21 protein-coding genes are annotated in these 14,198 nt (G+C 27.2%); 6 read left to right on the forward strand and 15 right to left on the reverse strand.

The genetic code is table 11. From position 1 onward, the window contains the following. Positions 1–147: 147 nt before the first annotated feature. From Q3223_RS18670 to Q3223_RS18690, 5 genes are all read right to left on the reverse strand, one after another. Positions 148–723, reverse strand: a complete 576-nt coding sequence (locus Q3223_RS18670; protein WP_243192950.1) for a DUF4145 domain-containing protein — start codon at positions 721–723, stop codon at positions 148–150. A gap of 16 nt (positions 724–739) precedes the next feature. Beyond that, complete coding sequence (locus Q3223_RS18675) at positions 740–1,495, reverse strand: DUF3658 domain-containing protein (RefSeq protein WP_407812376.1); 756 nt, start codon at positions 1,493–1,495, stop codon at positions 740–742. A gap of 113 nt (positions 1,496–1,608) precedes the next feature. Then, positions 1,609–2,040 (reverse strand): hypothetical protein, encoded by a 432-nt coding sequence (locus Q3223_RS18680; RefSeq protein WP_054269900.1) that lies wholly within the window; start codon positions 2,038–2,040, stop codon positions 1,609–1,611. Next, positions 2,027–2,257 carry a helix-turn-helix transcriptional regulator gene (locus Q3223_RS18685; RefSeq protein WP_054269899.1) on the reverse strand — a complete coding sequence of 77 codons (231 nt, stop codon included), beginning with the start codon at positions 2,255–2,257 and terminating at the stop codon, positions 2,027–2,029. Before Q3223_RS18685 ends, Q3223_RS18680 begins: the two co-directional genes overlap by 14 nt. A 509-nt stretch (positions 2,258–2,766) precedes the next feature. After that, positions 2,767–3,150, reverse strand: a complete 384-nt coding sequence (locus tag Q3223_RS18690) for a BlaI/MecI/CopY family transcriptional regulator (RefSeq protein ID WP_074178957.1) — start codon at positions 3,148–3,150, stop codon at positions 2,767–2,769. A 212-nt stretch (positions 3,151–3,362) separates the two neighbouring features. On the opposite strand from Q3223_RS18690, the gene Q3223_RS18695 reads away from it, so the two are divergent. From Q3223_RS18695 to Q3223_RS18705, 3 genes are read left to right on the forward strand one after another with little or no spacing between them, the layout of a single operon-like run. Then, positions 3,363–3,596, forward strand: a complete 234-nt coding sequence (locus Q3223_RS18695) for a helix-turn-helix transcriptional regulator (RefSeq protein WP_407812377.1) — start codon at positions 3,363–3,365, stop codon at positions 3,594–3,596. Further along, positions 3,580–3,993: a hypothetical protein gene (locus tag Q3223_RS18700; protein ID WP_074178955.1), complete on the forward strand. Its 414-nt coding sequence runs from the start codon at positions 3,580–3,582 to the stop codon at positions 3,991–3,993. The genes Q3223_RS18695 and Q3223_RS18700 overlap by 17 nt, the downstream gene beginning before the upstream one ends. A gap of 18 nt (positions 3,994–4,011) precedes the next feature. Further along, positions 4,012–4,212, forward strand: coding sequence for a hypothetical protein (locus Q3223_RS18705; protein ID WP_407812378.1), 201 nt, complete (start codon positions 4,012–4,014; stop codon positions 4,210–4,212). 173 nt (positions 4,213–4,385) lie between these two features. Here the strand turns inward: Q3223_RS18705 and Q3223_RS18710 are convergent, their stop codons facing one another. Next, a complete protein-coding gene (locus Q3223_RS18710) occupies positions 4,386–5,246 on the reverse strand; it encodes a hypothetical protein (protein ID WP_407812379.1) in 861 nt (286 codons plus the stop codon). Between the two features lie 577 nt (positions 5,247–5,823). Between Q3223_RS18710 and Q3223_RS18715 the strand changes: the two genes are divergently transcribed. From Q3223_RS18715 to Q3223_RS18725, 3 genes are read left to right on the forward strand one after another with little or no spacing between them, the layout of a single operon-like run. After that, positions 5,824–7,146 (forward strand): sensor histidine kinase, encoded by a 1,323-nt coding sequence (locus Q3223_RS18715; protein ID WP_227832638.1) that lies wholly within the window; start codon positions 5,824–5,826, stop codon positions 7,144–7,146. A gap of 42 nt (positions 7,147–7,188) precedes the next feature. Continuing rightward, entirely contained in the window at positions 7,189–7,776 is a 588-nt protein-coding gene (locus Q3223_RS18720) for an accessory gene regulator ArgB-like protein (protein WP_407812380.1), read from the forward strand. Positions 7,777–7,788: 12 nt separating this feature from the next. Beyond that, complete coding sequence (locus tag Q3223_RS18725) at positions 7,789–7,923, forward strand: cyclic lactone autoinducer peptide (protein ID WP_074178951.1); 135 nt, start codon at positions 7,789–7,791, stop codon at positions 7,921–7,923. 51 nt (positions 7,924–7,974) lie between these two features. On the opposite strand, the gene Q3223_RS18730 is transcribed toward Q3223_RS18725, so the two are convergent. The 9 genes from Q3223_RS18730 to Q3223_RS18770 all read right to left on the reverse strand — a co-directional run. Next, entirely contained in the window at positions 7,975–8,262 is a 288-nt protein-coding gene (locus tag Q3223_RS18730; RefSeq protein ID WP_407812381.1) for a hypothetical protein, read from the reverse strand. A 107-nt stretch (positions 8,263–8,369) separates the two neighbouring features. After that, the gene (locus tag Q3223_RS18735; protein ID WP_407812382.1) at positions 8,370–9,128 is read right to left on the reverse strand and encodes an N-acetylmuramoyl-L-alanine amidase family protein; all 759 of its coding nucleotides are present in this window, start codon (positions 9,126–9,128) and stop codon (positions 8,370–8,372) included. Continuing rightward, positions 9,128–9,385, reverse strand: a complete 258-nt coding sequence (locus Q3223_RS18740) for a phage holin family protein (RefSeq protein ID WP_407812383.1) — start codon at positions 9,383–9,385, stop codon at positions 9,128–9,130. Before Q3223_RS18740 ends, Q3223_RS18735 begins: the two co-directional genes overlap by 1 nt. Positions 9,386–9,400: 15 nt before the next feature. Further along, positions 9,401–9,631: a hemolysin XhlA family protein gene (locus tag Q3223_RS18745; protein WP_021384792.1), complete on the reverse strand. Its 231-nt coding sequence runs from the start codon at positions 9,629–9,631 to the stop codon at positions 9,401–9,403. A gap of 151 nt (positions 9,632–9,782) precedes the next feature. Further along, positions 9,783–11,426 (reverse strand): glycine rich domain-containing protein, encoded by a 1,644-nt coding sequence (locus tag Q3223_RS18750; RefSeq protein WP_407812384.1) that lies wholly within the window; start codon positions 11,424–11,426, stop codon positions 9,783–9,785. Positions 11,427–11,559: 133 nt separating this feature from the next. Beyond that, complete coding sequence (locus Q3223_RS18755; RefSeq protein WP_407812385.1) at positions 11,560–11,730, reverse strand: hypothetical protein; 171 nt, start codon at positions 11,728–11,730, stop codon at positions 11,560–11,562. 11 nt (positions 11,731–11,741) lie between these two features. Next, entirely contained in the window at positions 11,742–12,089 is a 348-nt protein-coding gene (locus tag Q3223_RS18760; protein WP_407812386.1) for a hypothetical protein, read from the reverse strand. A 20-nt stretch (positions 12,090–12,109) separates the two neighbouring features. Continuing rightward, the gene (locus tag Q3223_RS18765; RefSeq protein WP_407812387.1) at positions 12,110–13,690 is read right to left on the reverse strand and encodes a glycine rich domain-containing protein; all 1,581 of its coding nucleotides are present in this window, start codon (positions 13,688–13,690) and stop codon (positions 12,110–12,112) included. 16 nt (positions 13,691–13,706) lie between these two features. Next, on the reverse strand, positions 13,707–14,198 hold a 492-nt coding region (locus tag Q3223_RS18770; RefSeq protein WP_407812388.1), incomplete at its 5' end, for a phage tail protein.

Genomic DNA, 14,198 nt, shown 5'->3' on the forward strand with positions numbered 1-14,198 from the left:
TAGAAACTTTCACATTCATAATTTTTAAATATTAAGCTCAAGTTCATAGTTGTTGCACATATACTATACTTCATTTCTACTGGTATACACTCTACTCCATTTATAAAATCTATTATGTATTAAATGCCAAAATACATCTACTCCCTATTATTCTGCCATAGCTGGAAATTCATAGACTATCTTTAACAACATTTCAGTGAAAATTAATGTCTTCTTAGCATCTTCCTCGCTTACAATACAAATTTCATGAGTAGCTTCATTTCCTATCTTTCTTATTTGGTTCACCCATTTTTTAGAATTAGGTAATATATAATTCTTTTTATCAAGCCATTCAACATAAAATATAAATGTCTTATTTTCTTCAGCACCTAAATGTACTGCTACATTCATTAGTAACTTTCTGCAACATAAAGCTACTGATGTAAATGCATTTACACTAAATGAATTTCGAGCTTCTTCATATAAATTTTCAACATCTTTATTATTAATATGTAATACATCATTCCCAGCTTTGGACATTGGATACTGTCTATTGTCTTTATCAAAATAAGTTGGATTACCACAACTAGGACATACATATATGCTTATTTCAACCTCTTTTTCTGGACTAGTACGATAAATACCTTCATAACCTTTTTCACTTCCTACATAGCAACCACAATATCCACAAGTGTAGTTTTTACCTAACAATTCATTGTCTATTCCTTCCCAAAAATTCATCATCTTCACCTCCAAATACTTAAATTTTTCTTATTTCAGTATCAGAATATAAATCATCTTTACTTCCTTTAATTTCTACTATTTTTAAATTCACCAAATTCATTATTCTCCAAAGTATAAACCAATCTTTTACACGCATTTCATCTTCAAACAAAGATTCTGCAACAGCTTCAATTAAAGGTTTCCATTTATCACTAATATTTTTTAGTATATATTTATCAAAATAAGTTTCTTCAACACTTTTAATTTCTTTTCCTATCAATGCTCTAAAAATAGTATTTTCTTTAACTAATACATCCCATTTATTTTTAATTTCTAGCTTTTCATTAAATTCAATTTCTGATGCCTTGTTTAAAAAGAAATAAGTATCTTCTGGAGACATTTCACTAGTAAACGAATATTTCATTATACCCTCTTCTATCTTTTTTTCATCTATTAATGCAATTTTTATGTTTTTATCTTGAAACTTACTCACTATATAATATACGCCACATAAATCCCTTGAGTTATTTGCACACCATATTATTATATCTCTATGTTTTACCAAACTTCTATCTTCTAATAAATTTGGCTTGAATAATAGTTTAGGATTATTTTCAAAATCAGCTCTAACTTTAAAAATATCTTTTCTTAATTCATAATTATTTACATCTGAAATATCACCTATTGATAAATCATCTTCAAATACTACAATTTTATTATGTGGTATTAACTCTAGCTTCATTGCTTCTTTTAATATATAATAACAAACATCATCAAAACATATGTATGCCATGCAACTCACCTCTCTGTACAATTAATAATTTATTTTATTATAATATATAAACTGTACTTGTTAAACAATCCTAGATTATTATAGTATTATTTATAAAATTAGTTGATATATTTTTATTCACGCTTTTCATAATATAAGTATGAAATAAACTCTATAATAATGTACATCATGCTTAGAATTGCAATTGGAATAAAAATAAACATATACAATATATTTTCTGTTAAATAATAAAATAAAAAGCTACATATACTAATAATTGTTGTAATCCAAAACATAATATTTCCACTCTTAGCTTCACTTTTTAACTTTATAAGACGATTTCTTTCATCCATAGATTCAATCCTATCTTCTTGTGTAGCTTTTTTAGAAAATGCCCGAATAAGAGTTATAATCCCAAATAATAAAATTATTATAGAAAATACAACATGCTTAATTTGCAGTGTTAGCCAATCTTCAGGATATATAATATCTTTTGTTAAACTACATATTCCTAATATTGTAGCCAAAACACCAAAGGTAAAACCTTTTTTATTATAAATTTTCATATTGTTTATCCTCCAACTCTTTATTTTCTTTAAGATAGCATAAATCTTCTACTGTTGTGCCAAATACCTCTGAAATACGATAAGCAAGCATGAGCGAAGGAGCATACTGTTCTTTTTCTATAGAAATAATTGTTCTCTCGCTCACATAAACTAAATCAGCAAGTTGTCGTTGTGTCATTCCAATGGAAATTCTTAATATTTTAATTTTAGTTTTCATTGAATACTCCTTTTATAATATGAAGTTCACTTTATATAAATAAGTACTAATATAAAATCTGTTTCAGGAAGATTAGGCATGCAGATATAAAAATAAATATGAATAGATATTATTACTTATTAGAAGAAATGGACAAAGAAGCATGTGAAAATATAAGTAAAATATTATTCAAATAATAGTCAGCTAAATGCCATTTTAAGTACTTTTTTTATTAGTCAGTTAAATATCAGCAATATATATAATAAAATCTACTTATAAAACACTTGAATTTACTATTATTTAATAAAATTTATAATTATTTACTCTTTGTTGTTGACATTAGTACTATACCATATCTTTATTTGTAAATGTTGTTATTCCAATATATTCATATCTTTTTATATGCTTTTGTCAGTTAAATGTCAGCAAAACATTTTATACATAGTATTTACATAAGTTTTCCACAACTTATCCCCAATATTATCCACAGAAAAAAGGTAGCACTTATATTCGTCGCTACCTTTCATTTATTAATCTTCATCCTTCCAACTTTTTATCCAGTCCCCTATTTCTGTTATTTTGTCTTCTGTTATTTCTTCTCCATCATGTAATTTTGAAATAAGTTCTGATAAAGGATTGTTATGTAAACCTCCAAAAATTCTTTTACCTTCTAATTTCAAATATTCTTTTTCTTTCACTAATACTGTATAATGTACATGTTTTCCAATTCTCTGAGAGATTAAAAAACCTTTTTTAGTTAACCTTGTTAAAAGCGTAATTGTAGTTGTATGTTTCCAGCCATATATTTTTTCTATCTCATCTGCAACATCCTTCGATGTTACAGTTTTATAACCTGAGTTCCAAATGAATTTCATGATTTTTAATTCTGCATCTGGTAATTTCTTATTTATCATAATATATTCCTTCTTTCTATAAAACCTAAAATCTAACTTAAACTAATAATAGGAGCTTTTTAACACAAAAACTACAGGTAAAATTTACCATATATTCTACGTTTTAGATTATTTTTATCTTTCCTCTAAAAGAAATTGACATTTTACTTATTTTAGGATATTATGAAGTTGACTTCACATGAAGTTAGCTTCATATAGAAAGAGGGTATGGAATGAAAACAAAAGTACGAGAATTTCGAACAAATATGGGTCTAACACAGCAACAACTTGCTGATTTAGTCCATGTATCAAACAGAACAATTATTTCTATTGAAAAAGAGCAATATAATCCTTCTCTTATGCTTGCCTACCGTATAGCACAAGTATTTGATACAACGGTTGAAGAACTATGTTGTTTAAAAGAAAATAAAGAAATGGACGACAAAAAACATGAAAGTAAAGAATAGACGAGGTTTTATAGTAGGTATTATAGCTTCTATGTTATGTTGTGTTAGTATAGTTATTTACTGCATTTTAAAAGAACAAAGATTCCTAATTTCATCATTCCTTTTAATTACAATAGCAATCTTTAATTTTTACAATGCTTTTTCAAGAAAAGGCATTGTTGAAGAATTGCACGATAATGCAGATGAAAGAGACTTATATTTAACAATGAAAACAAGTCATATATTAGTTAAAATTATGAATTATACATTATGTGCCTTTACATTTCTTTTCATCATAGCTTATAGTGCATGGAAAAATCAATCACTTCTAGTTATAGCTATAACATTATGCATCATTGAGATTTTTTTATTTGTTGCATATTTACTTATCAATATATTTTTAGAGAAAAAAGAGTAAATACAAGAGGTGATATAAATGTGTTTTAAGACTTATATACTAAAAAGAGTAATAAATAACAAGCAATTAGAAATAACTCGAAGTTTTGACTTAGATAATCTCATTTGTACTGCAACAGAAATATTGAAAGATAATAAGATTGATTTGATAATTGTTGATGAAGGAAATAACATTGTTTGGAGAAATGAAAAAAGCACTCCCCAACATGAGAATGCTTAGTTACAGATATAGAAGTGTACTGCGAATACACTTCTATTTTTTTATTATATCATAAATTATTGATTAAAAAATAGCTAATACAATAGTTTTTAAGATAGCTCAAATAATCTTCTTGAGTATTTATATAGATTATTGAAATTTGAAATAAGAAAAAGACAAAATTACTCCATATCTTAAATCAAATTAAAGTCTATATTTATAGTATATAATTTATAACTTTTACCCATCTCAAATATTGATATTTCCATATCATATGATGTATTATAGGTTTCATCATATATATTCTTACGTTTAATGTTAATTGTACCCACCTTAATATTTTTCCTAATATATATACCATGTTTATTATTTTCTCTAAAATTATCTATAAGTTCACTCGATAATTCCCTAATATACATTTCAGTATACGTGTTTAAACCTATCTCAACTTCTTGTAAAGAAGAAATATATTCCTTCTCGACTTTAATATTTTCATTTATATCAAACTCGTTAAAGAATTTATTACATACTTTTAAATCCTCATATGTTAAATCCTTAGTTTTAACTATATTTTGAGGTTTTTCCCAAAATACTTCTATTTGTATTGCCGCTTCTTTTCCTACATTCACAAGTGTTAACTTTATAATATCTGAACATATTGGAACTTTGTTTGGCATCTGAATTTCATTAAACATACAAGGAGTACCATAAGTTTTATACAAATATGCATTTTTCTTAATAGGAATAACCTTAGGCTCTCTTTCCCTAGATATACTTTCTTTTAACTCTTCATTATCTTTTTTAGCCATTTCTCTAGTTATCAATATAGCACCTAATGTTGCTAACCCTCCAAATATACCACCTAAAAAACTGCCCCAAAAACTTAGCCACTCACCATCTGTTGAATTATGTGTTCTTATATCCCAATATAACACCCTATTTATTAACAACGGTAAGCCAATACATATAATAAGAATTGCTATTACACTTATAAATATGGTTAGTATCTTATGCCTTTCAATCCAACTTTTATTTTTATTATTTATCTTACTCACTACTTTGCCTCCATTTCTATAATATATATTCTACCATTTTGTACAAAATAAAAAATCCCCTAAAGGGGACCTTGAGTGGCTAACACCACTCTTATTTGTTATCATCATCTTTATGGTAAAAATCTGCATCACAATTAGGCTATAGTAAAATTGGCATACCTTCCACTCTGTTTTTTATTATATCATACGTTCTAGGTTGCTGAAAGGACCTATTTAAATCGTTTTTAAGATATGTTAAGTAAGGTTATTGATATTTATTATATTAATGTATTTCAAAAAATAAGCACTCCTATAAAAAGAGTGCTTTGGTGTATGTTAATGTATATATCTAATATAATTATAACATGTCTTATGTTTTAGTATGATAATTTTAGTTCATTTTATTATTACAACTTTTACTTATTCATATTAATAATAATGTATACAGATAAAATTATTTATATATATATATGTTATATTTAGCAACTTTATCCCATGGTAACCTATTTTATGATATAATTACTATAAAATTTCAAATTATTTTCGTATTATTAAATGAAGTTTATACAAAATTACTTAACTTATGGAGAGTTTTATTATGTTAGATTTTTTTATAACAACTGTTTCTTCTATTATAGAAATTTGGGCATGTAAAAAAGTATTTGATTATACAAGTAAAATCAAAACTAGTTTAATAAATTTATATTTTTTAATTTCCACTTTTATTATTATTTCTACTTTATATATTAATGTTGGTGCTGATAATAGAATATTAATATGCATTTTTGTAATGTTTATTTTTTATAAATTGAGTTATGAGGTTAATCTTTACAAATGTTTGATAGTTTCATTTTCTTATTGGGCAATATTAGTATGCATAAATGCATTAAGTATGATAGCAATAGTTTCAATAAATAATTTGAGTTCTATGAATATTTTATTAAATGATAATTTTTATAGATATGAAACTATAGTGCTAGGAAATGTAGTTCTAATTACTTTATTATACATTTATAAATCTATATCTAGTAATCTACAAGTTACTAAAAAAGAAATTTATATGTGTATACCAATAGTCGCAAATATGATATCATTTTTTATATTTTATAAATATATCTTAAAACTACTAGATATTTCTTCTGCTACTAGATTAGATATTTTAATCATGGTACTATTATTAACTTTTTCTAATATAACATTAATTTATAGCATAGTTAAAATATTAAAAAGTAATAAAAAATATATTGAATTAACTAAACTACAAGAAAAAATAAATTCTGAAAATAAATATTATAGCAATATAAAAAAATATTATCTTAAGACAAAAGAATTAAACCATGATATGAAGAATCATCTTATTTGCATTAATGAAATGAATAAAAAAAATATTGATACTAGTAATTACATAAAGGATATAGAAAAAAAGCTTGATGAATATAGCAATATATTTGATACAGGAAATATTACTTTAAACATCATATTATCAGAAAAAAAAGAACTTTGTATAGAAAAAGGAATTGATTTCACAATTAATATAAACTTTAACAATTGTAATTTTATTAAAGAAGAAGATATATGTTCTATCTTTGCAAATGCATTAGATAATGCAATTGAAGCTTGTGAAAAAATCAAAAACACTGATAAAAAAATAAAATTACAAGGAATGATAGTAAATAAATTCTTTGCAATAAAAATTACTAATACAAAATCAAATAATATTTTATTAAAAAACAATAATTTTTTGACTACAAAAGAAGATAAAGAATTTCATGGATTAGGAATAAAAAGTATAAAAAATTCTTTAGAAAAATATGATGGTGCAGTTTCTATAGATTTCACAGAAGATTTATTTTATTTAAATATGATGATACCAATTAGAGAATCACAAAAAGATTCAAATATTGTATATGAGAATATTTAATACCTATAATTTATTAATAAAATTATTTAAGGAGAAAGTTAAATGATAAAATCTTGTTCTGATAAAATAGCTTTTTTATTTGTTTTAAATCAAGTAATAGAAAAAGATGATTTAGAAATCTGCTCCTATGGGTTAGAAATTTTACTATCTTCTATACTAAATACTCTAATTTCGTTAATAATAGGTTTAATATTAGGTAAATTTATTTATTCTATAGTATTCTTAATATCTTTTTGTACGATAAGGCAATTTTCAGGAGGATATCATGCAGCTAACAACAAAAACTGTATCCTAATTTTCAATAGCATTTTTTTTATTTCTATGGTTTTGGGAATAATTTTAAATAATTCTATCCCTATCCCATTATTTTTAGCGATATTGTCTAGTTTCAACCTTCTGAGCATTTTTATTTTTGCTCCAGTATGTCATGTGAACAATCCGCTAAATGAAACAAAATATAAAAAAAATAAGCTAATTTCAAGAGTTATATCTAGCACCTTATTCTTGATTGTTTTTCTAGGTTGCAAATACTTAACTTTATACAATTATGTTGTATATACTTTTTTAGCTTTATCTTGGATAAATTTATTACTAATTATTCAGATTATTATAAATAAAAAAATATCATAGGGAGATGTTAATATGAAAAAAATTCTATATCACTTCATGAAAGCCTGTAGTGTATTAGCTATGTTTGCAGCATTTTTATCTGCAAACACAACTTCACTATGGCATGTATATCAGCCAAAAATACCAGAAAAACTAAAAAGATTCTAAAAAATACCAAAATAAGGTAACAACTAATTTTAGTTGTTACCTTCCTAATAATCAATGCTTAAATTTTGATACACTAAAATTTTTAACTTGAGACTTGAATAACTGTTCAATCTCACCGACTATACTCTGTATCTTATTTTCATATCTTGAATCATAATATATATTTATCTCACCTATGCTATTTATGCTTATAGAATAGTCTTTTCTTTCTATTATACATATGCTTCCACAATCTGATAAATCATTCTTGTATATTAATTTTAATTGTCTTTTTATCTTGAGAAAGTCTATTGCTGGATAAATATTATTTGGATAAAAACTTTTATCATTTATTAACATATTATCCACCCCTTATCGTTTTATTTATAAAACTTTATACCTTATTAATAATTATATTAAACATATTCTTCCATATATTCATAATTATTTCATATAAAATATTTACTTTATCTATTAATAAAATCTAATGCTTTATAAAGAGTATCAAACCTATCATTTCCCTTTATCATAGTATATCTTTCTTTAGTTATAGAACCTATCTTATTACATGCTCCTCCACCTACAACATATAAATTCTCCGTTTGACCTGGTACATAATCTTTTATATCACATACTCTACATTCATTTTCTTTGTAGTTCCAACTAATTACTTGTGCTAGAACTTTGTCAACTTCTCCCTCATAAACTACTGTATGCTTAATCATACTATTCACACCCCCACCATTTTTTATCTTATCTTTAAAATCTACCCACAATTTCGGATTATCAAGCATCTTACGAGGACAATATTTTTTCTTAGCATCATAATGCCTAATTACTTTGTCTGCACTAATATTTAAATCTTTCATTAACTTTTTAGTTAAGTCTATTGCATTTTGTCTTGCTTTTGTATAATTTCCATCACGATTTACACATATTTCTATGTTTATACTATTATAGTTTGTAACTCCTTGAATTAGTGCAGTACCATAACTCTTACCAACTGCCCACGCTCCATCAGAATGAGATAGTGTTTGATATATTACTTTATCATCTACATAGTAATGAACACTTGCTTCTAAGTTACCCTTGTTGAGTGCTTGTGCATGTCTTTTAGCATCTGCTCCCTTGCTCTCGTTATCTGTCTCATGAATTACTATAAACCTAGGGCTATTCTTATTTGGATAACACTTTTTCTTTGTTAGCATCTTTATTATATCTACCATTATTTTTCACCATCCTTTAATTGTTTGTAAGTTTGATTTATACCTATTGATATACCCCAACAAATTACACCTTGTAATACTGCATCAGCATTTAATCCTAACATCCATATTGAGAAACCTATTCCAAGTGCTAATAACACTACTGGAATATATTTATTATCTAGTTGTTTATATTTCTTACATCCTGCTCCTATAACATAAAGAGCAGCAACTAAAATTAGTAACTGCTCTGGTATAAAACTTATTAAATTATCCATCTCTTATCCTCCTAATTAAAATATTCCTCTCTGTATTGCAAATATAAAGAATCCTACTAATGTTGTAATCATTGTTCCAATTAGCCACTTTAGCATACTTGTAAGTGAGTTTAAGTTCTCACACAATGCTTTTAACTCTGCTTTAGACTCTATATTTGCCACTTTTAATTCGTCTATTTCGTCATTATGTTTATTTATCGTTACTTCATGTCGTTTCAAATTGTCTTTGAAAAGTTCTTCATTCATGAAAACCTCCTTATTTTGTATTAAAATAAGACTTAGAGGTTATCTAAGCCTTATAAAAATTTTCTATTATTAACTTTTAGGCATTATAATATTACTATTTGCTCTATTTATTTGTTGCCCCCTAATTTGTTTAATAAATTTTAATAGCACGTCAATGATAACTTGCAACAGCATTAACAGTAGTAAAAGCAGGTATATGAATGAGATTATCAGTAAATTTAACATCAAGCTTATTATTATAGTAAAGACCATGAGAAGTAGTAGTATAATCATTATCAGTACTTTTCAAACTTATATCACAAGTAAAGATAAAATCTTTACCAGAGGAAGTAGATAAATCACAACATGCAAAAACAAAGAGTTTGTTTTTACTTTTAGTATAACTATTAACATAATCACACTCAGCATAAAAAATATTAGGCTTAAAACCTAAATTACTAATGGTAATCCAATTATAAAATTGTTTTTCATATGTTGAATTATATACAAGAGCTTTTTCAACAGTGGATGTATAAATGGAGTCAGTCAACCCACTAGCAATCTTATATCTACCATTTAATTGTGTTATAGTATTATTAGCTTGTGTTAACTTATTTGTTAAATCCTGTACACTAGCGTCTGAACTATTAAAGGATTCTTTTACCTTCTCTGACAATTCCACTAAAGAATTATTTAAACTTGATTCAATATTCTTTAATGCCAATACATTTATGATAGAATTTTTACCATTTATTAAACCATGTTTCATTTCTTTAATTTTACTTGCTATATCTTGTAGACTAGCATCGTCACCTAATGGCATTATATTCTTACTTATACTTACAACTTTTTCAGCAGTTGCATTAGCACTATCTGTAACGACTATTTTAAGTGTGTGTAGTGCATTATCTTCTAGTGTATAGTTGATTGTTTTTTCAAGTGTTAAATCTGTTGTGATAGTTCCTTTTAATACATCATCAATAAAGTATTCTATTTTAGTTAGTAATGTAGGGTCTGTGTGGTCTGCTTTAAATGTTGCTTGTGTAGAGTTATATGAAGATATGTTCAAAAATGGTAATGCTTGAAGTAATGTTATTTGTGCATAACCATAAGTCCCGCTAGTATTTCCGCCAGCAATAGTATCAGCATTTTCTAACCAATATTCAGATGTAGGTATATACCCTTGTGGTTTATAACTATCTCTAGTTAAAACATAGCCACTACCACCTCCACCCATAGCAGTATCACTACAAGCACCTCCAAACCATCCGCCACCACCACCGCGAGAAAGAACATTAGTAATTGTTAGACATCCACCCTTACCAAAGAGACCTTCATTATTAAATTCTAAAGCCATTCCGCCTGTATTTTGCCTACCACTACAAGAAAATGCCGAATTAGAACCTTTTCCATAGCCACCTATATAACCACCGCCTACACCGCTACTCCAACCACCACCGCCGCCTCCTGAGCCACCTGCAACTATTATACGAGAAAGCAATCCTTCTTCGCTATTCCAATCACCTCCAATAATTCTTATATCGGTAGCACCTCCACCAGTACAATCTTTTCCATAACCTCCTCCATTGAACACTTCAAGAGTATTATTTGCATCATATCCTAATTGGCCAGTATAAATATATAAAACTACTTCTTTTTTTAATGTAAGTTCTCCATAAGAATAACCGCCAGCACCACATTCTCCACCTCCCCAATTACCACCTTTAGCGCCCCAACACTCAAGCTTATATTTTCCAGGTTTTAATGTAACACTTTGTTCACTTCCTGTATAATTAAATTCATAAACTGTTGCCATTCAATCCACCTCTTTCTTAATTTATGATTTTATTGTACCTAATTTTAAAACCACAAACGTCTGCAAAGTGTAGATGAAGTGTAGGCAAAATGTAAATGAATTTATATATTTTTAGGAATAAAAAAAGAACCTCCTATACTGTTGGTTCTGCTGGTGTTTCTTCTTTATTTAATAAACCTGTTAATTCTAAATATTGTTCTTCTGAAATCCTGTTTACTGCATAGAATACATCCATTTTATGTTGTAAATCTTCCTTTGTACTATAGTTCTTTTGTTCTATCATTAATTTTAATAAGTTATACATGTTAATTCCTCCTAAATATTATTATTTAATTTAATATTTTCTACTTCAAAGGCTGTGTTTGCTATCTCCCTATCTCTATTTTTATTTTCTTCTTTTAACATACTTAGTTCTTCTTCTAATGCTTTTAATCTCTTTTGTTCATCTGTTAAAATAATTTCTACATCTTTTAAGACAGGTTCTTTTGTAATTGGATTTATTGAATCTATATACTGTTTATTATAGTCTATGCTTCCATATTCAACATCTAAGAAATGTAATTCTGTTATTGTATCATGTTCTAATATGTCACCTGTTGCTTCACCTGTTTGGAGTAATATTTTTCCATCTTGGTTATAAATTATTCTATTTTCTCTATTCATTTAAATTACCACCTTTCATATTATTCAAAAGCATACCATGTAATATCATTATAATTCGGTCTAGTATCAAGTTTAGTTTGTTCAGTATTACCAACATAAAAACGAACTTTAAACTGTGAACTATTAATAACATTTATATTAGAAGTAAGTCCAGTACTACCAGTAATGGATGCACAAGGTATTCTTGAAGAATTGCAAGAATATATAATATAACAATAATTATAATAAGTAACATCACAAGTAATATAAACAAAGGAGGGAGAAAAACTTAAATTAGTATTAATTGTCCAAGGAGCGAAATCAGTAGGAACACGAGTAACAGTACCTTTAGCCCATCTTTTACGTTGACTTAACTGATTATTAAGCTCTGTAATTTGATTTTGTAATTCCTCAGAAGTAGCATCTGAATTATCAAAAAATGTTTTTATCTTCTCAGAAAACTCAACTAATGTATTATCTAAACTAGCAGGAACGTTTTTAAGTGCTAAAGTATTTACAATACTAGTCTTACCATTTTTGAAAGCAGTACCAATCTCCTTCCATTTATTCGTAACCTCTTCAAGACATGAACCAGCAGGAAGTGGTGCAATTCCGTTGCTTATACTTAATACTTTTTCTACTGTAGTATTACTACTGTCTGTAACAACTATTTTAAGTGTGTGTAGTGCATTATCTTCTAATGTATAGTTAATTGTTTTTTCAAGTGTTAAATTTGTTGTGATAGTTTCTTTCAATACATCATCTATAAAATATTCTATTTTAGTTAATAGTGTAGGGTCTGTGTGGTCTGCTTTAAACGTTGCAGTAGTTGAGTTATAAGATGATACAGTTAAAAAAGGTAATGCTTGAAGTAATGTTATTTTTGCACGACCATCTGAATAACCACTTACAACGGTAGTATTTCCACCTACTTCCATAACTACATTTTCAAAATAATATTCAGAAGTTGGAGTATATCCAGGCGGTTTATAACTATCTTTAGTTAATATATAGCCACTTCCTCCATCACTTCCCTTTCCAGAACTATCGGCACAAGCACCACCAAACCATCCACCACCACCTGTATAAATTGAAGGATTATTATTTTTAGCTCCTTTTCCAAAAGAACCATCACATTTACCATCATCAGTAGTGCCACGACCACCCTCGAATTGTGTACCACCATGAGAAGGTTCTCCGTTCCAACCTCTACCAGGCATACCTTTTAAACCACCACCGTTGCCACCTCTATATGTGTCTGCCGTTCCACCACCACCACCTGCAACAATTATCCTAGATAAAAGACCTTTCTCATCATCCCAAGTTCCATTAATAAGCCTTATGTCAGTAGCTCCACCACCAGAAGCACTACTACCACTACCACCACCATTAAATCCATAATCTTTTCTACCATCTAAACCAGCATAAAGATATAAAGTAGTTTCTTTTTTTAACGTTATTTCACCACTACAATAACCACCATAACCATAATAAAATCCACTTTCATAAGGAGTACCTCTTGTACCACCTCTTGCACCCCAACATTCAAATTTATATTTACCAGGCTTAAGTGTAACATTTTGTTCTCCATTTGAAGCATTAAAATTCCATTCCGTAGTCATTTCATCACTCTCCTTTCTATATAGGTAACATATCATTTTGTATATTTATATTTTCATTATTAAATTTTTCTATCTTTGCAACGACTTCATCTATTGCCCCTTGAACATTTGTAGCAGTAAGATTACTTGTTGCATTATTATAACTTGTTTTCTCTGCTGTTGTTTCTATACTATCTACACTAGTTTTTACCTCATTCAATGCACTAACTATATTTGTTTTCTCTGTTGTTTCAAGTAGTGTTGTATCACCTATTCTAGTGTTTAACTCTGTCTTAGTAGTTTCTATGTTGCTTGTTAACTCTGTTTTAGTTGTATCTATTTTAGTGTCTAACTTATTGATATTTGTTAATATTTTTTCTTCATCTTTTTTAGTTAAAAATATCGCAGTTGGGTCAACAACTAAGGTCACTTTCTCTACATTAGATACCTCTATAATAAATTTTAAATACAAATCTTTCATAGCTCCATTGCCAACTTTTGGCTTGTATGTTTCAGGACTTTTACAAAT

The organism is Clostridioides sp. GD02367, from assembly GCF_045900275.1.
Taxonomy (GTDB): Bacteria; Bacillota; Clostridia; order Peptostreptococcales; family Peptostreptococcaceae; genus Clostridioides; species Clostridioides difficile_A.